At 35.4% G+C, this 26,788-nt stretch carries 26 protein-coding genes; 13 read left to right on the top strand and 13 right to left on the bottom strand.

Going from position 1 to position 26,788, the window contains the following annotated elements; genetic code table 11:
- The first annotated feature begins 115 nt into the window (after window positions 1-115).
- Both KM885_RS11215 and KM885_RS11210 read left to right on the top strand, forming a co-directional pair.
- Window positions 116-1,630 (top strand): multicopper oxidase domain-containing protein, encoded by a 1,515-nt coding sequence (locus KM885_RS11215; protein ID WP_204798080.1) that lies wholly within the window; start codon window positions 116-118, stop codon window positions 1,628-1,630.
- Window positions 1,631-1,912: 282 nt separating this feature from the next.
- The gene (locus tag KM885_RS11210) at window positions 1,913-2,302 is read left to right on the top strand and encodes a hypothetical protein (protein WP_040037995.1); all 390 of its coding nucleotides are present in this window, start codon (window positions 1,913-1,915) and stop codon (window positions 2,300-2,302) included.
- Window positions 2,303-2,446: 144 nt separating this feature from the next.
- On the opposite strand, the gene copZ is transcribed toward KM885_RS11210, so the two are convergent.
- Genes copZ through KM885_RS11195 form a run of 3 tightly spaced genes read right to left on the bottom strand, consistent with a single transcriptional unit; the run spans window position 2,447 to window position 5,339 of the window.
- Complete coding sequence (gene copZ, locus KM885_RS11205; protein WP_040037994.1) at window positions 2,447-2,653, bottom strand: copper chaperone CopZ; 207 nt, start codon at window positions 2,651-2,653, stop codon at window positions 2,447-2,449.
- 36 nt (window positions 2,654-2,689) lie between these two features.
- Window positions 2,690-5,074 (bottom strand): heavy metal translocating P-type ATPase, encoded by a 2,385-nt coding sequence (locus KM885_RS11200; RefSeq protein WP_216883989.1) that lies wholly within the window; start codon window positions 5,072-5,074, stop codon window positions 2,690-2,692.
- A gap of 13 nt (window positions 5,075-5,087) precedes the next feature.
- Window positions 5,088-5,339, bottom strand: coding sequence for a metal-sensing transcriptional repressor (locus KM885_RS11195; protein ID WP_046128617.1), 252 nt, complete (start codon window positions 5,337-5,339; stop codon window positions 5,088-5,090).
- 312 nt (window positions 5,340-5,651) lie between these two features.
- Here KM885_RS11195 and KM885_RS11190 point away from each other — a divergent pair, with 312 nt between their 5' ends.
- From KM885_RS11190 to KM885_RS11160, 7 genes are all read left to right on the top strand, one after another.
- Window positions 5,652-6,377: a cytochrome c biogenesis CcdA family protein gene (locus KM885_RS11190; RefSeq protein ID WP_216883988.1), complete on the top strand. Its 726-nt coding sequence runs from the start codon at window positions 5,652-5,654 to the stop codon at window positions 6,375-6,377.
- Window positions 6,378-6,389: 12 nt separating this feature from the next.
- Window positions 6,390-7,778, top strand: coding sequence for a HAMP domain-containing sensor histidine kinase (locus tag KM885_RS11185; protein ID WP_204798083.1), 1,389 nt, complete (start codon window positions 6,390-6,392; stop codon window positions 7,776-7,778).
- Window positions 7,771-8,451: a response regulator transcription factor gene (locus KM885_RS11180; protein WP_204798084.1), complete on the top strand. Its 681-nt coding sequence runs from the start codon at window positions 7,771-7,773 to the stop codon at window positions 8,449-8,451. Before KM885_RS11185 ends, KM885_RS11180 begins: the two co-directional genes overlap by 8 nt.
- A 187-nt stretch (window positions 8,452-8,638) precedes the next feature.
- Window positions 8,639-10,801, top strand: coding sequence for a copper-translocating P-type ATPase (locus KM885_RS11175; RefSeq protein WP_216883987.1), 2,163 nt, complete (start codon window positions 8,639-8,641; stop codon window positions 10,799-10,801).
- Between the two features lie 196 nt (window positions 10,802-10,997).
- Window positions 10,998-11,573: a thiol-disulfide oxidoreductase ResA gene (gene resA, locus KM885_RS11170; protein WP_040047918.1), complete on the top strand. Its 576-nt coding sequence runs from the start codon at window positions 10,998-11,000 to the stop codon at window positions 11,571-11,573.
- Between the two features lie 33 nt (window positions 11,574-11,606).
- Window positions 11,607-12,311 carry a cytochrome c biogenesis CcdA family protein gene (locus tag KM885_RS11165; protein WP_040037827.1) on the top strand — a complete coding sequence of 235 codons (705 nt, stop codon included), beginning with the start codon at window positions 11,607-11,609 and terminating at the stop codon, window positions 12,309-12,311.
- A 156-nt stretch (window positions 12,312-12,467) separates the two neighbouring features.
- Window positions 12,468-12,995, top strand: a complete 528-nt coding sequence (locus KM885_RS11160) for a CueP family metal-binding protein (RefSeq protein WP_216883986.1) — start codon at window positions 12,468-12,470, stop codon at window positions 12,993-12,995.
- A gap of 146 nt (window positions 12,996-13,141) precedes the next feature.
- Here KM885_RS11160 and KM885_RS11155 read toward each other — a convergent pair whose 3' ends face one another.
- A complete protein-coding gene (locus KM885_RS11155; protein WP_125444174.1) occupies window positions 13,142-13,402 on the bottom strand; it encodes a hypothetical protein in 261 nt (86 codons plus the stop codon).
- On the bottom strand, window positions 13,399-13,701 hold the full coding sequence (locus KM885_RS11150; RefSeq protein WP_125444175.1) for a hypothetical protein: 303 nt from the start codon (window positions 13,699-13,701) through the stop codon (window positions 13,399-13,401). The genes KM885_RS11155 and KM885_RS11150 overlap by 4 nt, the downstream gene beginning before the upstream one ends.
- A 340-nt stretch (window positions 13,702-14,041) precedes the next feature.
- On the opposite strand from KM885_RS11150, the gene KM885_RS11145 reads away from it, so the two are divergent.
- Both KM885_RS11145 and KM885_RS18090 read left to right on the top strand, forming a co-directional pair.
- Window positions 14,042-14,281, top strand: a complete 240-nt coding sequence (locus KM885_RS11145) for a hypothetical protein (RefSeq protein ID WP_040036846.1) — start codon at window positions 14,042-14,044, stop codon at window positions 14,279-14,281.
- Between the two features lie 19 nt (window positions 14,282-14,300).
- Entirely contained in the window at window positions 14,301-14,423 is a 123-nt protein-coding gene (locus tag KM885_RS18090; RefSeq protein ID WP_276516078.1) for a hypothetical protein, read from the top strand.
- A gap of 267 nt (window positions 14,424-14,690) precedes the next feature.
- Here KM885_RS18090 and KM885_RS11140 read toward each other — a convergent pair whose 3' ends face one another.
- The 3 genes from KM885_RS11140 to KM885_RS11130 all read right to left on the bottom strand — a co-directional run bounded on the left by KM885_RS11140 (window position 14,691) and on the right by KM885_RS11130 (window position 17,896).
- Window positions 14,691-15,308: a CadD family cadmium resistance transporter gene (locus KM885_RS11140; protein WP_216883985.1), complete on the bottom strand. Its 618-nt coding sequence runs from the start codon at window positions 15,306-15,308 to the stop codon at window positions 14,691-14,693.
- Between the two features lie 70 nt (window positions 15,309-15,378).
- Window positions 15,379-17,535 carry a heavy metal translocating P-type ATPase gene (locus KM885_RS11135; RefSeq protein WP_216883984.1) on the bottom strand — a complete coding sequence of 719 codons (2,157 nt, stop codon included), beginning with the start codon at window positions 17,533-17,535 and terminating at the stop codon, window positions 15,379-15,381.
- Complete coding sequence (locus KM885_RS11130) at window positions 17,528-17,896, bottom strand: ArsR/SmtB family transcription factor (RefSeq protein WP_040047916.1); 369 nt, start codon at window positions 17,894-17,896, stop codon at window positions 17,528-17,530. Before KM885_RS11130 ends, KM885_RS11135 begins: the two co-directional genes overlap by 8 nt.
- Before the next feature lie 212 nt (window positions 17,897-18,108).
- Here KM885_RS11130 and KM885_RS11125 point away from each other — a divergent pair, with 212 nt between their 5' ends.
- On the top strand, window positions 18,109-19,812 hold the full coding sequence (locus tag KM885_RS11125; protein WP_216883983.1) for a recombinase family protein: 1,704 nt from the start codon (window positions 18,109-18,111) through the stop codon (window positions 19,810-19,812).
- Here KM885_RS11125 and rlmH read toward each other — a convergent pair.
- From rlmH to KM885_RS11100, 5 genes are all read right to left on the bottom strand, one after another.
- Window positions 19,753-20,232 (bottom strand): 23S rRNA (pseudouridine(1915)-N(3))-methyltransferase RlmH, encoded by a 480-nt coding sequence (rlmH, locus tag KM885_RS11120; RefSeq protein ID WP_216883982.1) that lies wholly within the window; start codon window positions 20,230-20,232, stop codon window positions 19,753-19,755. The genes KM885_RS11125 and rlmH overlap by 60 nt on opposite strands.
- A 57-nt stretch (window positions 20,233-20,289) precedes the next feature.
- The gene (locus KM885_RS11115; RefSeq protein ID WP_047186164.1) at window positions 20,290-21,510 is read right to left on the bottom strand and encodes a hemolysin family protein; all 1,221 of its coding nucleotides are present in this window, start codon (window positions 21,508-21,510) and stop codon (window positions 20,290-20,292) included.
- 93 nt (window positions 21,511-21,603) lie between these two features.
- Window positions 21,604-22,773 carry a TraB/GumN family protein gene (locus KM885_RS11110; RefSeq protein ID WP_060668631.1) on the bottom strand — a complete coding sequence of 390 codons (1,170 nt, stop codon included), beginning with the start codon at window positions 22,771-22,773 and terminating at the stop codon, window positions 21,604-21,606.
- 363 nt (window positions 22,774-23,136) lie between these two features.
- Window positions 23,137-24,630: a D-alanyl-D-alanine carboxypeptidase/D-alanyl-D-alanine endopeptidase gene (gene dacB, locus KM885_RS11105; protein WP_216883981.1), complete on the bottom strand. Its 1,494-nt coding sequence runs from the start codon at window positions 24,628-24,630 to the stop codon at window positions 23,137-23,139.
- 642 nt (window positions 24,631-25,272) lie between these two features.
- Window positions 25,273-25,614 (bottom strand): YqzG/YhdC family protein, encoded by a 342-nt coding sequence (locus tag KM885_RS11100; RefSeq protein WP_244986994.1) that lies wholly within the window; start codon window positions 25,612-25,614, stop codon window positions 25,273-25,275.
- A gap of 283 nt (window positions 25,615-25,897) precedes the next feature.
- Here KM885_RS11100 and KM885_RS11095 point away from each other — a divergent pair, with 283 nt between their 5' ends.
- Window positions 25,898-26,635: a GTP pyrophosphokinase gene (locus KM885_RS11095; protein ID WP_216883980.1), complete on the top strand. Its 738-nt coding sequence runs from the start codon at window positions 25,898-25,900 to the stop codon at window positions 26,633-26,635.
- Window positions 26,636-26,788: the final 153 nt, after the last annotated feature.

The following is a 26,788-nucleotide window of genomic DNA, read 5'->3' as shown; positions in this document are numbered from 1 at the left end:
AGGTAATTTTCTAACTCGTGGTGATTACAACTAAATAACTCATCAGAAATCTAAAATGCAAAAACCGAAATGATATTTTCAACAACTTATACTTGACGAATAAAGGAGCGAACAAATGAAAAAAAGTATATTGACAGGTGCAGGCTTGTTGCTAATATTGACGGGTTGCACAAACATCACAACAGAACAACAGTCTGTAGAACAAACTATGGAATCTGGAGAAATGCAACATGAAGAAAATATGGATATGAACCACGGGGACATGGAAGGTATGGAAGAACACATGGACCATGATAATATCCCCCCTCTTCAAGCCTCCAAAGGAACTCAGGAGTTAGTAATACCACCCCTGCTAGAAAAACAGAAGGAATCAGATTTCGATTATGAGGTGGTCGCACAAGAAGGCACGACGCAATTCTTTGATGGCTCTCCAACCAATACTTACGGATATAATGGGAATTTGTTGGGTCCGACTTTACAGTTGAAAGAGGGGGAAACCGTTAAAGTGAAGGTCCGGAATGAATTAAACGAACCAACAACCTTTCACTGGCACGGTCTTGAAGTACCGGGAACTGAGGATGGTGGTCCGAGTGATGTAATTCAGCCGGGGGAAAGTAAAATCGTCACCTTAAAAGCCGATCAGCCGGCAGCGACATTGTGGTATCACCCACATCCACACAAATCGACTGCTGAACAAGTTTTCAAAGGGCTTGCAGGAATGCTCTACGTGGAGGAGACGGATGAAGAAGCTCCTGCTTTGCCACATACTTATGGTGTAGATGATATCCCTCTCATTTTTCAGGATCGTCTCTTTGACGAAAACAAGCAACTGGATTATAAAAATCTAATGAACAGTGATGGAACAATCGGAGATGTATCGCTCGTTAACGGTACGATTAATCCGAAACTGACTGTGACAAAACCGCTGATGCGTTTTCGAATCCTAAACGGCGCGAACGCCCGAAATTACACGTTCCGTTTAAGCAATGGGGCCACATTTACTCAGATTGCTTCAGATGGCGGGTTATTGCATGAACCGGTTGAAATGGATGAGATTACGCTGTCCCCATCGGAGCGCGCTGAAATCCTAATTGATTTTTCAGCGATGGAATCCGATGAGCCAATTGCCATTACTGATGAAGAAGGTAATGCTCTGTTGCCTTTTGATTTGGATATCGACGGCGGAACGGAAGAAATGGAATCCATATCTTGGACCGATGACACTACCTTCCTTAAAGAAGAAGAAAAATCCTTACCGGTCTCCAAGAAGATCGAACTGTTTGGAATGATGGATAAGGTCACCATAAACGGCAAGAAATTCGATCCTGAACGGATTGACTTGCGGCAAAAGAAAGGAGTTTCGGAAGTTTGGGAAGTTTATAACAAGCCAGACGAAATGGGGGGAATGATACATCCATTCCATATTCATGGTACTCAGTTCAAAATCATATCGCGTGATGGAAGGGAACCAGCTCCGAATGAACAAGGGCTGAAAGATAGTGTTCTTATTGAACCGGGCGAACGAGTAAGACTGCTCGTCACCTTTCCAGAAGAGGGAATCTATATGTACCATTGCCATATTCTAGAGCATGAGGATAACGGTATGATGGGGCAAGTAGAAGTATACTAATTTTACGGAATAAACATTAAGAAGGGCTGTACCGATTGTTTTGGATTACGTACAGCCCCTTTTTATTTTGCTGACAATTCATCCTAAAACGTTGGTTAATGCCAAGAGATTTTAGGTATCCTTGAAATAATCTACTGTTGCCTTCGAAAAGTTCCACTAAAAATATTTATATAACAATTTTAATTAACCGTTTATAATATTTTCATATGATATAGTAAAAGTAAATTGGTACTTAAATCACTTTTTTGGTTCAGAGAAAAAGTGAAGTCGAGGTGAGATATTTTGTGTTTTTCCTATAGTTTTATTGAACAACAAACTCATGAAATGTCCAAAAAGATATGGGAAAGCTCCTTATACAAATTAATTAGGGTTGACTTTGCAGGTGGCAACTGTTTTGAAGTCCAAAGTAGATTAAATGATTGGGTAAGTCTTGAAACGGAAATGGGGAACAAGTCCGCTTTAATTACAAAAGTTATTTTGGAGGACTTAGAAGGAAAGCATTATTCTATTGAACCGAATGACAATGGGGTAAGATTTGCAAAAGGAGAAATCACTTATAAAGAGTATAAAATTCTTCAAAAGAAAGGGAATGCTCTTTGGATTACAATTTTTATTGTTGGGATTTTAGTATTTTTTACGTTGATGTCAGTGTTGGTAAAGTTTGTTCTTTAATACTATCTAATTTCTAATGGTTAACATATTGGTTCCCTTAGTGAAAGTAACATTATTTATCCAAATTTGAAACCACCCTCACACCTTATTAAATGTATATTAAAAGGCTGGTCTTCTCTATGAAAACCAGCCTATTTCGTATATTTAGGCAACATCATAGCCTTGTTCTTCAATTGCATCTTTCATGGCATCAACATTTACCTTTGATTCATCAAAAGTAACATCTACTTTTCCAGCTTCTAAATTAACCTCAGCTGCTGATACGCCATCTAATTTTTTCAATGCACCTTCAACTGACATTTTGCAGTGACCACAAGACATGCCTTGTACGTCTAATGTTTTCTTTTCCATTATATTTTCACCTCCTTTAAATAAATTTAATATATTTTATAACTTCACTCTTTTTAGTCGAAGTGAGTTAGTAACAACACTTACTGAACTTAACGCCATTGCTGCGCCAGCAATCCACGGCGCAAGTAATCCAATTGCTGCAACTGGTATTCCGGCTGTATTATATCCGAATGCCCAGAATAGATTTTGTCGGATATTTCTAATCGTTGCATGACTGATTTTAATTGCCTTCGGTATAAGCAATAGCTCACCACCAAGAATCGTAACATCAGCAGCCTCAATTGCTACTTCTGTACCAGTTCCAATGGCAATCCCAATATCCGCTGTAACAAGTGCAGGTGCATCATTAACACCATCCCCAACCATTGCAACTTTCTTACCTTGTTCTTGGATTGCTTTTACTTTAGCTGCTTTTTCTTCGGGTAATACTTCAGCGATTACCTGATCAATTCCAACTTGTTTTGCTATTGCTTTGGCTGTTCTTTCATTATCACCTGTTAACATAAACACTTCTATTCCTAAATCTTTCAATTGCTTAATAGCCTCTGGAGCCGTTTCTTTTATAGTATCTGCAACAGCAACTGTTCCCCGGTACTCACCATCAATGGCAATCAACATCGCTGTTTTACCATCAGTTTCATAATTAACTAATTTTTCTTCATAACCTGCTGTATTAATTTGATGATCATTCATTAACTTTCTATTACCAACAAGAATGTTTTTTCCGGAAATTTTTGCTTCAATACCATGACCCGGTACTGCCTCAAAATGTTCTACTTCCAAAAAGTCGATATTATTCTCTGTAGCATATGCCACAATTGCTTCTGCAAGTGGATGTTCAGACCCTTTTTCTGCACTAGCCAATAATTGTAATGTCTCTTCATCACCTGAAAAATCAATTACTTCTGGTTTTCCTTTTGTGATTGTACCCGTCTTATCAAGTACGATTGCTTCTAACTCATGTGTTCCCTCTAGGTGTTCCCCACCTTTAAATAAGATTCCACTTTCTGCAGCTTTTCCTGTTCCAACCATAATGGATGTTGGTGTTGCAAGTCCTAAAGCACATGGACAGGCAATAACAAGTACAGCAATTGCTGCAACTAAAGCAGGTTCTAACTGACCCGGCTCGACTAAAGTAATCCATATAATAAAAGTAAGGATAGCAATACCGACCACTATTGGAACGAAATAACCTGAAATAACATCTGCCAATCGTTGAATTGGCGCCTTTGATCCTTGAGCTTCCTCCACAACCTTGACAATAGATGCAAGGGCCGTATCTTTTCCTACTTTTGTTGCTTCCATTTCAATGGAGCCATTTTTATTAATAGTAGATCCAATTAATTTTGCCTCTGAATCCTTTTCAATTGGAATTGATTCTCCTGTAAGCATGGATTCATCTACCGAAGTTCTACCTTTTACAACCATACCATCTACCGGTATCTTTTCTCCCGGTTTGACAATTAAGCGATCTCCAACGACAACTTCTTCTACAGGAATCATTAATTCTTTACCATCTCTAATTACACGAGCTTCTTTTGCTTGTAAATTAAGCAATTTGGATAAAGCATTTGTTGTTTGACTTTTCGCTCTCGTTTCCAAATATTTACCAAACAAAATTAACGTAATCAAAACAGCACTGGTTTCAAAGTATAAATGTGGCATATATTCTGGATTGCCAATAGTCTTAAATGCTTCGTATAAACTATAGAAATAAGCCGCACTTGTACCTAAAGCAACAAGTACATCCATGTTTGCCCCACCATTACGTAGGTTCTTATATGCACCTTCATAAAATTGCCATCCGATGATAAATTGAACGGGTGTTGCTAAAGCAAATTGGAACCAAGGATTCATGAATATATCTGGTATACTCATTCCTAATAAATGAACAAGCATCGTTAATAATAATGGTGCAGATAGGACAGCAGAAATAATTAATTTCTTCTTCATATTTTTTAATTCTTTTTCTTTATATGTTTGTTTGTCTTCGGCTTTTGCCTTTGGTTTTGCATCATAACCAATATTTTTAATTTTATCAATTAGGTCTTTTACATCAACGATTCCGGGATTATATTCAATAGCCGCACTTTCTGTCGTTAAGTTTACAGTTGCAAGTTTCACTCCTTCTTGTTTATTTAATACCTTTTCAATACGGTTAGAGCAAGCTGCACAAGTCATCCGAAAGACATCTAGTTCTGTTTTCTCCGTTAGAACACCATAACCAACATTCTCTATTTTTTTCGATATGTCTTCAATAGAGGTTTTCTCTGGATCATAATCTATCGATGCCTTTTCTGTTGTTAAATTAACTTGAGCCTTGACCCCATCCATTTTATTCAAAACCTTTTCAACACGATTAGAACAGGCTGCACAGGTCATCCCTGTTACACCAAGTGTTGTATGATTTGTTTCACTCATAATAATTCCCTCCTTACTTAGAAAACTGCTTCATGACATTCAATAATTCTTCAATGGTTTCCTTACCTTCACCTTGTTTGATAGCATCACTAACACAATGTTTAATATGTCGTTCCGTGATAGAAAATCCTACATTTTTTAATGCCGATTGAATGGCACTTATTTGTACTAAAATATCTACACAATAACGATCATCTTCCACCATTTTCTGTATTCCACGAACTTGACCCTCAATTCGTTTTAAACGATTAATTATTTTTTGCATTTCATCTTTTGTTCTTGGTTTACTCGGATGATCATGTAAGAATTTTTCCTCCAAATGAATCACTTCCTTATCTTTATATATTTACGATACCCCCGTATAGTATTATTGTCAATGGATAAACTTTATATTTTGTTATATTTCCCCTATTATTTAACAATCACATTAAAACGCACTTTCTATTAATATTTTGAGATTCTCTTTCTTCATTATTACCTTTGATTAATATTTGCTGAAATCTGCACAAAAAATGGACATTTTTTTTATATGTTATTTAATGGATAAGACTATTAAAGGCAAAGTGAGTGAATTGATATGTTCGAACTTTTTAACGAAATAGGCATCATGTTAAATGAGCCACTTCAACAAATTGCATATGGATATGAACATATACCGCTGTTATTTGCATTTTTTCTTGGTTTAATTGGCGCAGTTGCTCCCTGTCAACTTACAGGTAATATTAGTGCAATGACTATTTATGGGAATAAATCATTAATTGAAAAAGTCCCTTGGTTACACGTATTTCTATTTGTTTTAGGTAAAATAGTCGTTTTTTCAATTATTGGTTTAGTGATTTGGTTACTCGGAAAGGAAGTACACAGTACTCTTACACAAATGTTCCCGATTCTAAGGAAATTAATAGGGCCATTACTTATACTAGTTGGTATATTTATGCTCGGATTATTTAGTTGGAGGAAAACCGGAAAAATGTTTAAAATCCCTACTAGGCTTAGAGACAGCTATCTAGGAAGCTTTTTAATGGGTGCGAGTTTTACGTTAGCATTTTGCCCTACTATGTTTGTATTATTTATACTAACCTTAATGCCAGTTGTATTAGAAACATCATATGGATTTGTATTACCTTCTGTATTTGGAATTGGAACCTCACTTCCACTTTTTTTAATTATTTTTCTTATTTGGTATTTTGGGGCAAGTGGCATTATATTAAAGAGAAGCAGAAGAATAGGATCACTAGTACAAAAACTTGCAGGAGTTATCATTCTTGTTATAGGTATTCTGGATACTTTAACTTACTGGTAAAAGAGGTCAATTATGTTTAATAAATTATCCTTAAAAATTGGACTATTATTCTTTGTGTTCATGTTAATTATCGAGGTTTTTGTTTATTTTATTCTATATACAAATATAGCAAATGAACGTATTGATGAAGTGATGGATAGTTTATTAGCTCGTGCCAATACACATAGTGCTGTCTTGGAAAATAATTTTGATTCATCAACGTTAGAGCATGTTGCTATCATGGAGTCAGAATCGGAATTTGCTGTTATTATTACCGATGCCAATGGTAACATCATCATTAATTCCGATCCTGTTGAAAAGGAAATGTTTGAAGTAATTGTTCATACGGATTATAAGGATATACCCAGTGTAGGAAAAGTAGTAGAACAACGTTGGTCGGAAAAACAATATATAGCGGTTGATAGCCCCATTACTATTGATGAGGAACATCAAGGGCATGTCTTTATGTTTGCTAATACCAATATTGTAAAAAATATGGTTAATTATTTGAGTGATCAATTTGTCATAGTTGGACTAATCACCATTGTTCTAACCATCTTTACCGTTTTTATTCTTTCTCGTTTTATTACGTTACCATTAATGAAAATGAAAGAAGCCACCGAACAACTAAGCGAGGGGAAAAATAAGGTGCAATTACATATGGAACGAAAAGATGAACTAGGTGAATTAGCCGGTTCTATCATGTGGTTATCTAGTGATCTAGAACGATTAAAAAATGACAGAAATGAATTTTTGGCAAGTATCTCTCACGAACTTAGAACGCCATTAACCTACATAAAAGGGTATGCGGATATCATCAGTAAGCAAGACATAACGGACGAAGAAAGAAAAGAATATCTGGATATCATACGGGAAGAAACGGAGCATTTGACAGTTCTGGTTAAGAATTTATTTGACCTAGCTAAAATGGATGAGAATAAGTTTGTAATTAATCGAAAAAGTGTTAGTTTAAGACAACTAATCCAAACGATTGAAGAACGAATTGCTCCAGTAATGGAAGAAAAAAATATTACACTTTCTACTTCATGCCCAGTAAATATCATAGGTAATATTGATCCCGATAGAATCCAACAGGTTTTATTAAATATACTGGATAATGCCAGAAAACATACACCCGATGGAAAGTCTATATCATTAGAAGTAACCCAGAATGATAGGGAAATTACTATAACTATTTCAGATGAAGGGGAAGGAATTCCAAAAGAGGAATTACCATATCTATTTGAACGGTTATACCGTGTAGAAAAATCGCGTTCCAGAGAAAGTGGTGGAACGGGATTAGGATTAGCTATTGCAAAAGAAATTATAGAATCTCACGGAGGTACGATTGAAATCGAAAGTGAACTTGGTAAGGGTACAAGGGTTATTATTCATTTAACAAGAGGTGAATATAATGGTTAAAGCTCTATTAGTAGATGATGAAAAACGAATGTTAGATTTATTAGCATTATATTTGAGACCGCATAATTTTATATGTAAAAAAGCTATTAGTGCTAAAGAAGCATTATCTTTATTAAAAGAAGAAACCTTTGACATAGTACTTATAGATATTATGATGCCTGAAATGAACGGCTGGGAATTATGCCAAGAGATTAGAAAAGATTCGGACATCCCTATCATTATGGTATCTGCTCGTGAACAGAAAGAGGATATTATAAAAGGGTTAAAATTAGGTGCAGATGATTATGTGACGAAACCCTTTGATGAAGATGAGCTATTAGCAAGAATAGAAGCGGTATTACGTAGAATGAAACCTGCGAGGAAGATTGAAGTAAATGGTCTCTTATGGAATGAGGATGAGTTTGAGTTATCATATAAAAATAATACATTAAAGTTAACGCCAAAGGAATTTACCATGCTAGGTTATTTTATGAGAAAACCAAACCAAGTGTATACTAGAGAACAATTAATTGAATTAATTTGGGGATACGATTCGCACACAGAAGGAAGAACAGTTGATTCGCATGTACGGAACATGCGAGATAAAATTCGTCAATCTGGATTTCCCATAGATGATTATTTAATAACTGTTTGGGGTATTGGATATAAATGGGTAAACAAGCCTTCATTATAGGTATAAAAAGGTCTTTAATACAATTATAAAAGAAGACCTTTTGTTTTGACACAAATCTTTTACATAAAATCATAGCCTAATTAATACTGTACAGGGGTATAGTATGATATAGTATGGATAGAAGGATGAATAATACAGAAAATAATAGGAAATTCATCTAAATATCCATACCAAAGGAGGAGTAATAATGAATAACAAAGGAAATGAAGAGAATCAACACAACCACAATAAGCATAAAGAACATGACCATCATAATCATAATCAACATGAGGAACAAAAACATCACAGTCATCAACATCATAATCATGAACATGAAGATATGCATGGTCATCACAAACATGGACATGAAGAATACAAAAATCACGACCACAGTCATGGACATAGTGGGCATCATGGTGGACACGGCGGACATCACGAACATATGGTAGAAGATTTTAAGAAACGTTTTTGGATATCCCTAGTTTTATCAATTCCTATTTTATACTTGTCTCCAATGATTCAAATGCTGATTGGATATGAAGTAAATTTCACAGGTGATACCCTCTTACTTTTCTTGCTTTCCACGATTGTCTTTTTCTATGGTGGAAAACCATTTTTACTTGGTGCATGGGATGAGTTAAAAGAGAAATCGCCTGCAATGATGATGTTAATTTCTTTAGCTATCATCGCCGCTTATGTATATAGCACACTGACAGCATTCTTTATCGAAGGCAGCGACTTCTTCTTTGAACTAGCTACTCTTATTGTAATTATGTTGTTAGGACATTGGATAGAAATGAAATCCCTGATGGGTGCTTCAAAGGCACTGGAAGAGCTAATCAAGTTAATGCCAAAAGAAGCCCATAAACTGGACAAATCCGGAAATATTGTTGAGGTAACAGTCGAAGATTTACAACCGGGTGACCTGATTTTAGTTAAATCGGGTGAAAAGATTCCAATTGATGGTGAAATTTACGAAGGAGAATCTACCGTCGATGAGTCTATGCTTACAGGAGAATCTGTCCCTGTTGAAAAAGGACCCGGAATGGAAGCGATAGGTGGTTCCGTCAATGGTGATGGTGTATTAAAAGTTAAGGTAAGTAAAACAGGAAATGACACCTACCTATCCCAAGTTATTAAATTGGTAAGCGATGCAGAAAAATCGAAATCAAAGGCCCAAGGCTTTGCGGATATTGCTGCTAAATGGTTATTCTATGTTGCTCTTGTAGTAGGGATTATAACCTTTGCAGTTTGGTGGACTAACGGGGATTTAGATTTTGCTTTGGAACGAATGGTTACCGTTTTAATTATTGCTTGTCCACATGCACTTGGTTTGGCAACACCACTAGTAACATCTAGATCTACTTCCATTGCAGCTAAAAACGGCTTGTTAATTCGAAATAGAGTAGCATTTGAAAGTGCATTTAAATTGGATCGCGTGGTGTTTGACAAAACAGGAACACTTACGGAAGGTAATTTTGGTGTTACAGATATCCATCCAAGTGAGGGAATTAGTGAAGAAGAATTATTGAAATTAGCTTATTCTGTTGAAACACAATCAGACCATCCAATTGCTAAAGGAATTGTGAAAGAAGGAAATGATCGTAATTTAAAACCCCTTGATGTAAAGGATTATCAGAATTTAACTGGGAAAGGGTTAGTAGCTAAAATCGGTGATGCAGAAATTGCTGTTATTAGTCCCGGTGCTATGAAAGCAAATAAAATTTCTTTTGATGAAAAAATTTATGACCAACTGGCTTTACAAGGGAAAACAGTCGTATTTGTTCTTAAAGATAATGTCTTACAAGGAATGATAGCCCTAGCTGATATCATCCGTGAATCTTCTTATAAAGTTATTAAAGAATTAAATGACCGTGGCATAGAGACGGTTATGATGACTGGTGACAACACACGTGTAGCAAATTATGTAGGAGAAAAATTAGGTATTTCCAAAGTCATCGCTGAAGTACTTCCCCATGAGAAATCAAATAATGTGAAGTATTTAAAACAAAATGGAAAAAAAGTGGCGATGATTGGAGATGGAATTAATGATGCCCCCGCCTTAGCGGAAGCTGATTTGGGAATTGCTATTGGTGCAGGTACAGACGTTGCGATTGAAACAGCTGATGTCATACTAGTTAACAGTAATCCAGTAGACATTTTAAATATCATTAAATTGTCTAAGGCAAGTCGCAGGAAAATGGTTCAAAATTTAGGATGGGCTGCTGGGTATAACATTGTTGCTATTCCTTTAGCTGCAGGTGTATTGTACAATGTTGGGTTTGTCATAACCCCTGCCGTCGGAGCCGCAGTTATGTCACTCAGTACCATTATTTGTGCAATAAACGCTCAATTATTAAAAATCGATTAATAGAAACAAATAGTTTATGTTTGGCTAAGCATGTATGGTATTGCTTAGCCTTTTATTTTTCTGTAGGTAAATTTCTGTTCATAAATAGTACAAAGAATCTGCTTAATTTCTGCAAACTTGTAACGTAATCTAACAGAGAGTGTCTTTAGATAATACCACCGTTATACTATATTTCTATAAGGAGTGATACATACTTATGAGTTTGGAGGAAACAAAAAAGAAGAAGAAAAATAAAAGGAAAAACAGATTAATTTTTAGAACTTCTATATTAATTGTAATGGTTGGAGCTATTATATTTGCATTAGTGTCCAATATACAAGCGGATAAAACCATTTATCAAGTCGGAGATGAAGCACCTGACTTTGAATTAAAGCAAATTAATAAAAATAATGAATTAGAAACTATACGACTAAGTGATTTTAAAGGGCAAGGTATTATGCTGAACTTTTGGGGTACTTGGTGTAAACCGTGTGAAGAAGAAATGCCTTACATGCAAGAGCTTTATCCCGTATATAAAGAAAAAGGAATTGAAATCATTGCAGTTAGTTTGGATAATACAGAATTGGTTGTAGATCGATTTATTGATAAATATGATCTAACCTTTCCAATTCCCCATGATAAAACAGGAGAAGTCAGGGATTTATACAAAATAGGACCAATTCCAAGTTCCATATTCATTAATCCGGATGGGGAAATTCAAAGGATTGTAAATGGGGCCTTATCATTAGAAAGTTTGGAGAGTTACTTTAAAGAAATATTACCAAAACAATAGACTACGATTTTCTAATAAAGGGGGATAAAATTTTTGAATGAAATAAATATATTTCTAGCTTTTGGTGCTGGTTTCCTTTCTTTTATTTCACCGTGTGTATTACCACTATATCCGGCATTTTTATCTTATATTACCGGAATGAGCGTAAGTGAGATAAATGAAGAAAATAAAAAAATGAATAAAAAAGCTCTTTTACATACCGTTCTATTTTTACTAGGGTTCTCAAGCATTTTTATTATGATTGGTTTTACCACCTCTTATATATCGGAATTCCTATTAACCTACCAAGATGCCATTAGACAAATTGGTGCTATTTTAATTATTTTCTTTGGACTAGTAATTGTTGGAGTATTTAATTTTAAATTTCTAATGAAGGACAAAAAAATAACATTCAAAAATCGCCCCGGAGGTTATGTTGGTTCTTTTATAATAGGAATGGCATTCTCTCTTGGATGGACTCCTTGTACCGGTCCAATATTAGCTATTGTGTTATCATTAGCTGCAACCAACCCCGATGTTGGTATGATTATGATGATTAGCTATGTTTTAGGCTTCTCTATTCCGTTTCTTTTATTGGCATTCTTTATTGGTAAATTAAAGTGGATTAGAAAACATAGCCTTAAATTAGTTAAAATAGGCGGATACGTTATGATCTTTATGGGTGTAGCACTGTTCTTTGACTGGATGACTAAATTAACTTCATTTTTGGCTGGTTGGTTTGGTTTTTATGGATTTTAAATATACTTTCCATAATTTCTCTATTACATTTGCACAAATAATGCACATTTGAGTATTATAATACGTTTTATAGATTTTGTTATAATGTAGAAAATCGTTTAACATAGTAATTGATAATAGCATTTAACTAATTAGATGAAAGAGGAGTCGAATAATATGAAAAAAGGATTATTGGCAGTAATTGGATTATTACTTATTTTAATAGTTGCTGCTTGTAGCGAAAGTGAAAGTACATCAAACGAAAACGAACCACAAGATATCAAGAAAGTGGTCCAAGAATACAGCATCGGGGATACTGATGATGTGTCTGCTTCTATTACTTCTGACGAGCTTATTGTAACTGATAGTGATAATAAAGAGACTACCTACAATCTTCCCGAAGACGAGTTCTTTGTTTCCATCGCACCATTTGTTGAGACAACACACCCTTGTACTAATCATAGCTTAACTGGTTGCCAAGGAGAATTAGTAGAAAAGGAATTTGATGTTTATATTGAAGACGAAGAAGGCAATGTTATTGTTGATGAAACCATGACTTCATTAAAAAATGGATTTATTGATTTTTGGTTACCACGTGACAAAACATATAACGTGAAGATTCAATATGATGGAAAAACAGCTGAATCTGAGATTTCTACATTTGAAGGGGACAATACTTGCATAACAACAATGCAGTTAATTTAGTCTGGTTCCTCACAAATCCTTTTAACACAAAATATAATCATTTAAAGCAAATAGGAAAATGGATATAAACTTTTATAATAATATTTCTAACAGAACCGAGTCTTATCAAAGATAAGCCACTCGGTTCTGTTTTCTTAATTTACTATTTAATGTCTAATTAAATATTGAATATTAAAATCAAGTGGATCAATATAACTTAATATCAGAAATAATATTGCAATGGTAAAAATCAATAAGAATGGATGTTTAAAAAAGGAAAAGGTTTCTTGGTTAGCTTGTTTACGAATTGATTCTTCTGCTGTATATAAAACAAGTAATAAAATCATTGTTATCATCAAAGCCATTATATTGATGATTGCATTTGGCCTTGTCATAGCTACCATGTCTCCTAGCATTGCTCCCATCATTCCCCCATTAGTCCAGATAGTATTCCGTCAATGACAGCAGGTAGACCAATAGGTATTCCTGCAAGAAACCCAACAACCACTCCAATTAATATAGAGTAAACTGTTGATTGAAACAAATCACCATGAAAAGCCACTCCTAGAATGGTTCCTATTAAAATCCCCACCGACATCCCTAATGACATAGAAATCAACATCCCGTTCATTTTTGTTAGCCATTTTCGGTGATTCGTCACATATATTATGGTTGTTACAACTTGGGTGGTACACAACAAAAGTATAAAAAGTAAAGAAATTGACATTATTACAACTCCAATCATAGTATGTATGTCCACTTTTATTGTATTCACTGTTGGATTGCAATATGATATACCCCTATAGGGTAGAAGGATTAACCTTATGAAACAGTATATAGAAGGTTTGATTTAGTTAGCCAAGCCTAGTTCCTAATTAGCAGAACAAACACCATGATCAGTTTTAGGTCATTTTTAGATCGGGTAAATATTTCAGATGAAATATTATACTTTAAGTTAGATTAGCTTCCTATTATCCTGTTAAATTTAAAATCACCCCTTCTAAATGTTCTCCATAAAATCTCGATAATTTTTAGGTATGATTTATTTAAGAAAGGAGATGTAATAAATGAAAAAATTATTAATAGGTATTTTAACCGGAGCCGTACTATTAGGAAGTGCTTCATTTGTTGCGGCCGAATCAAATGGAAGTGGAATCTTAAACTTTGAGGAGATGAAACCACATATTGAAGAAATGCATCCTAATTTATCACCAGAACAGCAGGAAGAAATGTTCAACAACTGTCATGGCGAAAATGGTATGATGCAAAACAATACTGAATTCCGTGATACGATGCATGATTTATAGTTTAAAGAGGTGTTCCCGTATGGTTGGGATGATGAGTATGAAGGTTCATGGGTTACTGGGATGGATACTTAACCTTGCATCCATCGGTATTGTTGTGTATTATGCCACCAAATTAGCATTGAAAAATAATCATAAAAATTAATAGTAACTTACAATCCCTTTTAAGTGGTAAATGTCCCCTTAGTTGGACGACAACTAATTGACCATTTAGATAATAATAAAGAAGCCGCCACCCTTTGATCTGCTAAATCAAAATAAGGGTGACGGTTCGCTATGCAAAGTAAATACATTTTTGTTTATCCAGAAATAATTCATTCAGAACAACATTATCATGCTAACTAAAAATGCCAGCAGCATTCTCGGTATTTTTAAGATGATTGATTTCTAGGATTAAAATTTGCCCCATTTGTTAAATTAGGAATGAAAATAAAGCGTTGAATGTACCATTCTCAAACATGATATAAATCCCTAGCCCTATAAATACAATAGGGACAATCCAACGTTCATATTTCTCAATTTTTTCTGATACAAAATCCAAAGAAGCTAAGCGATAGCTGACATAACATAGAACCCCAACCATAATGAAAAAGACAATACTAGCAATAAGGATTTCAACCGCATTTAATGCTGTGAAATATGGTATATAAATAGAGAAGTCATCTGCACTGGAGGACAGCACAATAAATATAACCGTTAAATATAATTGATTAAAACGATTAGATGAAAATAAAGTTAAAATATTGCCTCCATCTTCATCCTCCTCACCCTTAATCCAAATCTTAATCCCCAGATAAAGCGGTATAAGCCCAAGAAGACCTAAAACCCATTGCTGAGGAATTAACCATGTAATACCTAGAGCGACTAAAAGACTTGCTGCTATAATAATTGCTGTACCTATGTATTGTCCTATCCATATATGTTTTGCTTGACCTTTTTTTATTTGCGAAAACAAGAGGGTCAATATAATAAGATAATCAATTCCTGTTGCTACATAAACTGCAGCTGATGTAAGTGCCGTTGTAATCATTTTTTCATCTCCAAGTTTTGGGGTAGGGCTTTTCAATGAGAAGAAAAGCCCTTAGATTATATGTTAATATTTATTTCTCTTTTACTCGCATAAGTCGTAAACCATTTAACGCAACTAAAAGAGTTGCTCCCATATCAGAAAGGATGGCAATCCAAAGTGTTAACCAACCGGGGATAACCAATAACAAAGCAATGAATTTGATAGCGAGTGCAAAGGTAATGTTTTGCTTAATTATGGTAAGAGCTTTTCGACTTAATTTAATGGAGAATGGAAGTTTTCTTAAATCGTCTCCCATTAAAGCAACGTCTGCCGTTTCTAGTGCTGTGTCTGTACCAGCCCCACCCATCGCAATTCCAACGGTAGAAGCAGCTAATGCAGGAGCATCATTGACACCATCTCCAACCATTGCTACGTTTCCGTATTTAGATCTCAATTTTTTGATAAATTCTAATTTGTCTTGTGGCAATAGTTCTGCCTGAATATCCGTTACCCCAACATGACCTCCAATAGCATCTGCCGTTCCTTTGTTGTCTCCCGTAAGCATAATGGTTTTTTTAATTCCAAGTTGATGTAACTTTTGAATAACTTCTTTACTTGATTCACGTACTTCATCAGCTACTGCAATGACAGCAAGTATTTCTTTTTCAGTTCCAACCACCATTGCAGTTTTACCTTGATTTTGAAGGGCTGTAACTAGTTGATCTTGTTCGTTATTAAAATCAACTGATAGATTCTCAAATAATTTTGGATTTCCAATGTAGTAAGTCGTACCGTTGATAGTCCCCTTAATTCCTTTTCCTGTGATAGAAGAGAAATCATCCACGATTACATGAGTGTAGGAAATGTTCTCCTCATCTGCTTTTTTCATAATAGCTGAAGCTAGAGGATGCCCGGAACGATATTCTAATGCAGTAATGATAGACAACATATCTTCTGCATTTACCTGATTGTTCAACATTTTAAAATCTGTTACAACTGGAACTCCTTTTGTAAGTGTACCCGTTTTATCAAAAGCTATTGCTTTTAAAGCACCCATTTCTTCTAGATAAATTCCGCCTTTGATAAGCACACCTTTTTTAGCTGCATTTCCAATTGCTGAAACAATAGAAATAGGAGTTGAAATAACTAATGCACAGGGACAACCAACGACCAATACTGCTAGCCCTTGATAAACCCAAGTTCCCCAGCTGCCACCAAATAATAATGGTGGTACTACAGCTACCAGCCCTGCGATAATCATAATAATAGGCGTATAATATTTTGCAAATTTATCTACAAACGCTTGAGAAGGCGCGCGTTCCCCTTGAGCTTCTTCAACAAGGTGAATGATTTTGGAAATTGTTGTATCTTCAACAAGCTTTGTTACTTTAACCTCAAGTATTCCCTCTTCGTTTAATGTACCTGCAAAAACTTCATCATCCACTGTTTTCTCAACTGGGACTGACTCGCCTGTAATAGTTGCTTGATTAACAGCCGAGTAGCCATTTACTACTACACCATCCATAGCAAGCTTTTGACCGGGTTTCACAATCATAATATCGCCAACAGCAATATCATCAACATGAATCATCATTTCTTGCCCATTTCTTCTAACAAGCGCCTCTTTCGGAGCAATATCCATTAAAGATCGAATTGATTGTCTTGCTCGGTCCATAGAGAAACGTTCTAAAGCTTCACTAATTGCAAAGAGAATAACAACAATTGCACCTTCTGCCCATTCTCCAATAATAGCTGCTCCAATAATAGCCACTGTCATAAGAGTTTTCATGTCAAATTCAAAATGTAGTAAGTTTTGAAACCCGACTTTAAAGAGTGAATATCCCCCAATAACGATGGCTGCTGCAAACAATAGGGAGGTAATAATATTTTCTTCCCCATTAACAAACTGAGAGATATAACCAAAAACGATTAATAAAGAAGCGTATAGTAATGTGCTGTGTTTTTTATAAAATGGCTCTTTCCCTTCTTTAACCTCTTGTTTCTCTTCCCTTAATGGTTTATCTGGAGCGACTTTAAGGTTTTCAAAAGCACCAGCTTTTTCTAATTCCTCGATAGTTGTATTCCCATATACCTCAATTTTAGATGCACCAAAATTTACTTTTGCATCATGAACCCCTGATAATTTTTTTACATTCTTTTCGAATTTACCCGCACAATTGGCACACGAAAAGCCTTGTACTCGGTAGGAAGTCATGTCAACTTCAGACCGTTCAGCTTGTTCAAACATTTACCTCCACCTCTTTCTTATGTGTTAATGCAATCATCATAATTTGTTTGATATGTTCGTCGTTTAATGAGTAAAAGGAAAGCTTTCCTTCTTTTCTATAGTTGACAATCCTTTGCTTATAAAGTGTTCGTAAATGATGAGAAGCATTAGCAACTGTAACGCCTAAGATATTAGCTATATCACAAACACATAGTTCATCTTCCTGACACAAAGCATAGGTGATTTTTGCTCTATTTTCGTCGGCAATTGCTTTTAACATTTGAGAAACACCTGAAATATCTACTGTTTGTAGATCACCCTGTATTCGATTAACCTTTTCCTCGTCATAACAAAAAATTTCACAAGTATCTTTCTTATTCAATTCATCACCTCATTCAAGTATTTGCTTGATTATATAATAACTTTTTCCAGAGCAACATTCAAGCATATACTTGAATGAAATAAAAAAGAAATGGGTATTTCCAATTCTAAAAAGTACTTCTTCAATTTCCCATTTAAGTCAAACAATCACATAAGGTCCCATTTCTCTTATCTAGTATTTCATTGTAATATCAGTATGAAGGAGGATTAGATATGGATATATCAAGAGTTGCAATTTATGCTCGTGTAAGCACAGAAGAACAGGCAAAAGAAGGTTTTAGTATAGCCGCGCAACTTCAAACACTTCGGCAATATGCTCAAATTTATAACTGGGAGGTGATTGATGAATATGTCGATGAAGGAATTAGTGGTAAATCCGTAAAAGGACGGCCTGAAATGAAAAGACTAATTAAAGATGTAGAGAATGAGAGATTTGATGCTGTAATAGTTTGGAAAATTTCCCGACTTTCAAGAAATATGCTAGAAACACTCATGATTCTAGATAAGTTTGAAAAATACAACGTGAAATTTATATCCTACTCAGAAAACTTTGATACCAGTAGTCCTATAGGTCGTTTAGTACTTCAAATTATGGCCTCAATCGCTGAAATGGAGCGAAATACATTAGCGGAAAACGTTAAGCTTGGGATGAAACAGAGAGCTTTGGAAGGGAGATGGAACGGCGGGGTTGTATTTGGATATGACACTGTTAAGAAGGAGCTAGTTATCAATGAAAAGGAAGCTGAAGTAGTACAGTTAATCTATCATATGTATGCAAATGGCAAAGGGCTAAGAGCGATTTCTAACCACTTAAATAAAGCTGGATATAAAACCAAGCGTAATCGTTATTTCTCCATCAATGGAGTAGCACAAATCCTAGACAATGTAATATATAACGGTAAAATCAGTTGGCTAAAATTTGAAAATTGGGATTCCAAACGAAGAAAAGGGAAAAATCCAAATCCTATTCTTGTAGAAGGAAAACATGAACCTATTATTTCGGACGAACTATGGAGCGTTGTACGAGCAAGGAGAAAAAGTAAATCATTTAAGCAGCGTCAATCAAACGAACCATTTTTACTTAGTGGCCTTTTACGCTGTCCTGATTGTGGTCAAGGAATGGTTCCGTCAATTACAACACATACACGAAAAGATGGGACGAAACGAAAACATCGTTATTACGTCTGTAGCGATTTTCATAACAAAGGATCTGCTGCTTGTAAAGCTAATTCCATTAAGGCATATAAAGCAGAAGAAACGGTTATCAAGAAAATTGAACAACTTAGTTCTAATAAGAAGAGGTTATATAAGATTCTCACAGACATTAGTTCTAATTCCGCTCATTCGATAAGCCAACTTAATAAAGAACTAGTAGAGATTGAAAAGCGGTTAAAGGAAATTGAACAATTACAGGCAAGGTATATGGAAGCCTTTGAGAAAAACACTCTTCCTGTGGATATACTGCAAGAAAGTTTACAAAAGGTTTCCAATGAAAAAAGAGAATTAGAATCAGAGAAAAATGAGATTGCAATCCAATTAAGTTCTATAGATTCAAAGGTAATTCAACCAGATTTGATTGAAAAATTACTAGAAAAGTTCCTATCGGTTTATAAGAAGTCATCTAGAGAAAACCAAAAGCAATTACTACAGTTATTAATTGATAATATTACAATCAAACAAAAAGATAGATCCAGAACAATTAAAAACATAGAACTTGAATTTGATTTTACTGAAATGAATATATCCAAAACCTTTATACTTATCCATTTGTTATATCGTGAAACGGATAATGAAAACACATTTTCAATACCCGCTTCCGACAAAGAATTACCACCTTACCTACAACAATTTTTGCCTCTATTTGTGGTACGGTTCCCCCCTATTTATCCGATACCCCCGATACACCTGCTCCAATAAAATCAACCTCATTACCTGATGCGGAAACGTCATTTTTGAGAAGGATATCGCCATGTCGCTTCTGGATTGCACTTCTTTACTAATGCCAAGCGACCCACCAATGATAAATGCAATTTTGCTTTTACCGTATGTCGCTAGGTCGTCTAATTTTTTTGCGAACTCTTCAGAAGTTAGCATCTTTCCTTTAATTTCAAGCGTAAATACATATGTATCTTCCCCGACATGGGACAGGATACGCTCTCCCTCTTTCCGTTTTACTTCTTCCATTTCCGCTTCACTCAAGTTTTCTGGTGCCTTCTCATCTGCTACTTCGATAATATCGACCTTTGCATAGGCTGATAACCTTTTTAAATATTCTTGGATTCCCTGTTTTAAATATTTTTCTTTTAGTTTTCCCACCGATACAACAGTAATTTTCATTTCCTTCGTCCCTTCGCCTAAAAAAACCCCACTTTTATATAAAATGGGGTTCTCTACTTATTTTATAATTTGTACTTTTTTAATCGTGCGGTTATCGATTTCCATAATCTTAAAGGTTAAATTCTCCCGCTCAATGACTTCATCTTCCTCAGGGAATTCATTTAATTCCTTTAGTAAGTAACCGGCTAACACATCTTCTTCTTCGGGAATATCTGTATGAAAGATGGAATTTAACCGATGAAGCGTGATTTTACCGTCACAAACAATTTCGGTTTCTGTTAGCTTTTCAACTAAAGCATCGGTATCTAAATCCATTTCATCCGAAATTTCTAATCCAATCATGGATTCAATCACATCTTCATGTGTCAATATTCCCTCTGTACCACCATATTCATCTAATACAACCGCCATATGTTTCTTTTCCTTTGTCATTTTGAGAAACACCCATTCCACCGAATGAAATTCATAGACGAGTAATGGATCAATATCGCTAAATTGCTTAAGTGGTTTTTCGGGTTCTAATGACCATTGGATTAAATATTTAGAATGAAATACCCCGATAATATTATCGATATCTTCTTTATAAATGGGATATCTTGTAAATGGGTTTTCGACAACTACCTTTCTTACCTCTTCATATGTAGCGTTGATTGGTAGTGCCACTAGGTCTACTCGAGGTGTTTTTAACACATCTTTTACATTCAAATTTTGAAAATCAAGGACGCCACGTATACGATACGATTCCGCTTTACCGAATGTCCCTTCCGAATCAGCTATATCAACCATCGTTCGAAATTCTTCTTTTGAAATAGAAACATCTTCCGGGTTCCCTTTTGATAGGGCTCTAGTGATGAATCCCGTTAAACTATTTAAAATAAACGTGATTGGTTTAAAAATAGTGACAAAGAAGCGAATAACCGGATACACAATTGCTGCAATTTTATCAGGAAATGCAGCCGCTATCGATTTCGGGAGTACTTCTGAAAAAACGATAATGGTAATAGTCAGAATAGCGGATGCCAATCCAATATTAAATCCGTATTCAATCGCTATCGTTGTAACTAAAGTTGGTAAAAGTATATTCGCAATATTATTCCCTATAAGAATCGAAGTTATAAATTCACTAGGTTTGGAAACCAAGTCTAAAAGCTTTTCTGACTTTCTATCACCGTTATTCGCTTTTGTCTGTAATTTCATTTTATTTGTTGCTGTTAATGCCGTTTCACTTCCTGAAAAGAAAAATGAAACAAATAATAAAAAAATGATCGCAATGATCACGGGCCTATTTCCTCCTTAAGCTCCATAAAAACTTATATTTATTTTTATATGATTTATTGGGCGCTATGAATAGTATTCCTTACCTATTCCAATTTAAAACAAATTATCTAAGAATAGTCGTACAACATCAAATCCCCCAACAAACGTACCAATAGAGCTACCAATGTTTGCCAAAACAACAACTAATAATACTCGTGATACTTTGTTTTGCCAAAATCCCTTAACCGTAAATACATCCTCAGCTAGATTTTCAAAATCCCGTACAGTTGGTCTACTAAAATAAGCTTGGACAATTCCAGCGAACCAACCAGCTGCCAGTAGTGGATTTAATGAAGTAATAGGAGCAGCGATAAAGGATGTGACAATGGCCAAAGGATGTCCTAATGCAAAAAGAGTTCCTAATGCGGAAAAGGAACCATTCCATAAAACCCAACTAATGGTCTGTTGCCAACCTGCTGCTGGATTTGAGATAAATGTGTAAGCTATCATGGCAATAATTAGAATTGGTATGGACCATCCAATAATTTTTGGTACATTCGACTTTGGCGGTCGTATGGACAACTTTTCTAAATCATGATTTTTTTCTATTTCCTTCGTTATGCCGGGAACATGCGCTGCACCTAATACAGCTACTACCTTGTCGCCAGGAGCTGTTTTTATCTTTTGGGATAAAAATTGATCTCGTTCATCAATTAATGGTTTTTTGAGTCTTGGGAAGTGTTCTGTAAATTCCTGAAGCATCGCATTAATTGTATCTTGTTGCTTCATTTTTTCTAATTCTGCTTCGGAAATTTCTTCTTTACTAAAAATACTAGCCATTATTTGCGTTAAAAGAATAGATTTGCCTTTCAATCCTAGGTTTCCCCATATTCTTGCAAACGTAATTTGAATATTACGATCTGCGAGAACCAATTCCGCACCAATTTCCTCAGCCGATTCCATCCCTTGTATCATTTCTTGACCAGCATTGATTCCAAATTGCTTAGCCATTCTTTTTTGGAAGGAAGATATGGCAAGGTTCATCAATAAAAGCGTTGCACGTTTCTCTTTTATCACTTTAAAAATGTCCATATCCTTCCAAGAGTTACCTTCTTTAATTGATTGGTACCGCGCTTCATCTAATTCAATACAAACTGAATCTGGCTTTTCTGCTTCGATGACTTCTTTTACTTGTTCCGCACTTTGCTTGGAAACATGTGCCGTTCCAATAAGAATAATTTCCTTATCATTCATATGTAAACGAGTTATATTCTCTTCCGTCATACGTACCTTCCTTTTTCATTTAAACATAGTTTTATTTTAAACTATATAAGCTAAAATTAATAATTTTATTACTCTGGGAATTACATAAATTGGTAAGGGGGAATAATTTTAGTCCGTAAAAAAAGGAACAAAGGCGCAAGCGCCCGTTTAGTGACGTATAGACTGGACTGAGCCGTAGGAGATAAAGGAAACACGGTGAGCGTAAGCGAGCCGATGTTGACTTATCGTACGGAGGTGAAGGAAGTCTACTAGTCACTGGGCGCTGGAGCCAGACGTGGCTAATTCGGTATCTAAGTTATCCACAGCCATACAAATTTTATAATTTCCTAGAAAGCGAAAAAGGGAATCCTGTTAGATTCCCTTTTAATTTAAATTATGTGTTGCAAGAATAGTGACCATTGTATCTTGAATGGCTGACATGGAATCTTCTATATAATTATTATTTAATATAGAGAAGATTAGTTTTTCACCATTTATATTCGTAACATAACCAGATAAGGTTTGTACACCGGTAATGGATCCTGTTTTAGCTCTTACATTCCCCTTTAGATTGTCCATTCTGCTTCGAAGTGTTCCACCTACTAATTTTTCCGACTCACCTGCTACGGGAAGTGAATTTTCAAACACTGTGAACCAATCTTTTTGTTGAATCTCATAAAGAAGCTTCGTTAATTCGCTGGAAGAAACAAAGTTTTTATGGGACATTCCTGAGCCGTCACGAAGTAGAAAAAGATTCGGATCCATACCAAGATTTATTATAGACTCTTCCATGACTGCAAGCCCCTTCTCCCAACTCCCTTCCCCATGAACGGCCTTACCCATCTCCTTAACTAACACTTCACCAATCGTATTATTACTTAATTTCATAAAGGGAAGTAACAATTCCTTTAAGGGCATGGACTGATTTTCTACTAATAACGTTGCGTCCTTAGGAACCGCATCCAATCGTTGTTCCAATTCCGATGAAAAAGAGATCCCATTACTTTTAAGTGACGATGCAAAAATATTTAATACATAACTAGTAGGGTCCCATACAGCCACCCAAGTTTTTTCTTTAGATGTCCCAATAGGTATATCACCTTCTACTATGATTGTATTCTCTCCGTGTACTCTATCTATTGTTAGTTGTTTTTTCTCATCTTTATGAACTGTTCTTGTCTGATTCAAAACTTTCACATAATCTGTATTAGGAATGACATTTACTTGGGCAACATCCCCTTGTCGTTTCCCAGGAATTATTTCTAACATTACTGTTCCCGCATCATAGTCCTTATCCGGCGAAAGCGTTAAGGCCGAAATCTGCGCCCCCGTATGAAATGGTTCGTCCGACCAATTCAGATCCTGGGATAGTCGAATATTATCATACCAAGTGTCATCTGCAACCAAATCCCCTTCAACTTTCCGAACCTCTAATTTCTTTAAATGGTTAACAAGTTCATCTATATCTTCCTTTAGTAACGTTGGGTCGCCTCCGCCTTGTATATATAGATTTCCTTTTAGAACCCCACCAACTAGCTCACCGTCCGTGTAAACCTTTGTCTTGAATTTATGGTCTGGTCCTAGAACTTCTAAGGCAGTGGACGCTGTTAATATTTTCATATTAGAAGCAGGATGCAAACGTATATTTCCATGGTGAGAGTATATTTCCTCCCCAGTATCTGCTTTCCTCACGCTTATACCAGTTATAGAACCTTGTAGTCGCTCATCCTCAAATATTTTATTTAGCTTTTCTTCCAATGACCATGATGGATTTATTTCTGAGGTGATACTTTCAGAAGCATGAATCAATTCAATATTAAAAAGTGGAGCAAAAAATATAGCGAAGAGAAAAACTTTTATGTACTTTTTAATAAACATTTTGAACACCTACAATATTATGTGATGATAGTCGGAGGGTGAATGCTGATATAGCGTTACGTGTGCTGATATCTCGAGTGTGAGCGCTGATATTTGATGCGTGAGTACTGATATCCTGGGTGTGAGTGCTGATATAGTGTACGTGTGCTGATATCTCGAGTGTGAGTGCTGATATATGCTGCGTGAGTACTGATATCTCGAGCGTGAATGCTGATATAGCGGACGTGTGCTGATATCTCGAGTGTGAGCGCTGATATTTGATGCGTGAGTACTGATATCCTGGCTGTGAATGCTGATATAGCGGACGTGTGCTGATATCCCGGGTGTGAATGCTGATATAGCGGACATGTGCTGATATCTCGAGTGTGAGCGCTGATATTTGATGCGTGAGTACTGATATCCTGGCTGTGAGTGCTGATATAGTGTACGTGTGCTGATATCTCGAGCGTGAGCGCTGATATTTGATGCGTGAGTACCGATATCCTGGCTGTGAGTGCTGATATAGTGTACGTGTGCTGATATCTCGAGCGTGAGCGCTGATATATGCCGCGTAAGTACTGATATCTAGTACACCAATGCTAAATCCCGACATTGTGGATTTTTATAAGTCCCCTGGCAAGCAATAAGAATAAACCGACCGCTTTATTGATTAACCTCTTTAAAATTTACAGATATGACTTCATCTGTATCGGGATGAAATTCAATATCAATCAACACACCAAATTCCCTGTTATTTTCCTTTAACCATAGTTTAAATTGTTCTACTGCGTTGTCACCGTTCGTCTTCTTCCCAACATGTAAATAATCAATAATTTGTGCATTTGGATATTTCTTAGTCGTTTCTTTCATTGCCATTCTGCCCCATTTTGCATAGGAAGGAATCGCCTCTTCCTGTGCTTGAATTGGCTCCCATAATGAAAAAAACGAAATAGATCCAATCATTAAAATACATATAACTGTAATTGCTGAAATAACCTTTCTCATTACTTCATCCTCCTCCCAATTTTATATTTTGCAATTCAACCATTTACTATGTAGCGTTTCGGAAATATTTTTCATTTCCCGGGGAATATCGACATATTTCTTGTAAGTTCTGTCGAAAAATAGCCTTTATGAAATAAGAATATTTGATTACAATACCTACTGAAATCCACGCCCACGATTTTTTTCTTATGCCCTACAAGTTATAATGATGATAGTAATCAAAATTACGATTTACCTTATCAGAGTCAAAACTTTTCCCTTATAGAAAGGAACTATAAATACAATGGCATCACATGAACCAATTAATAAAGAAACATTAGATGAATTACGCATTAAGATTACAAGATTTGGCATGGCTTATAAATTTGCATTAGATGAAATTAGTACGAAAGTGAATATATTGAAAGAGGAATTTCGTTTAGTACATGATTACAATCCTATTGAGCACGTAAATACACGTGTGAAATCAGCCGAGAGTCTTATCAAAAAAGTACAAAGGAAAAGCTTACCTTTATCATTAGAGGCCATTCAAGAAAATATTAAGGATATCGCAGGAATCCGAATTATTTGTTCGTTTGCATCTGATATTTATCGGATTAGCAAGATGATACAAGCACAATCTGATATTGAAGTAATAGAAGTGAAGGACTATATTCAACATCCAAAATCGAATGGTTATCAAAGCCTCCATATTATCATGAAGATTCCCGTTTTCATGTCAGACCGTAAAATACATGTGTATGTAGAAATGCAAATACGTACGATTGCAATGGATTTCTGGGCGAGTTTAGAACATAAGATTTACTATAAGTACAATAAGCAAGTGCCTGAGCATTTAACTAGGCAATTAAAAGAAGCTGCAGATACTGTAGCTGAGCTTGATCGCAAAATGGAGCATATTAATAATGAAATTAATATTTTGAAGGGAAATGATACATCAACTGATACGGAAGAACTGTTATTTAATCCGAGGGAAATGATGATACAGATGTTGAAAGATATGGATGTATCCGAACAGTGAAGATGAATTAAGAAGGATATCTATATAAATTTTTCCTATAGTAAAAACTAAATACTTTAAACACCCTAGCCAAAAACTATCTATGTGTAAAATAGTTCTCGGGGATTTGAAACAAAATTCTAGAAAAAAAAGAAAAGGCGCTCTATCATAAAT

The organism is Oceanobacillus caeni, assembly GCF_019037185.1.
GTDB lineage: Bacteria > Bacillota > Bacilli > Bacillales > Amphibacillaceae > Oceanobacillus > Oceanobacillus caeni.
The sequence above is the reverse complement of the archived record's forward strand: the minus strand, read 5'-3'. Positions and strand labels throughout refer to the sequence as shown.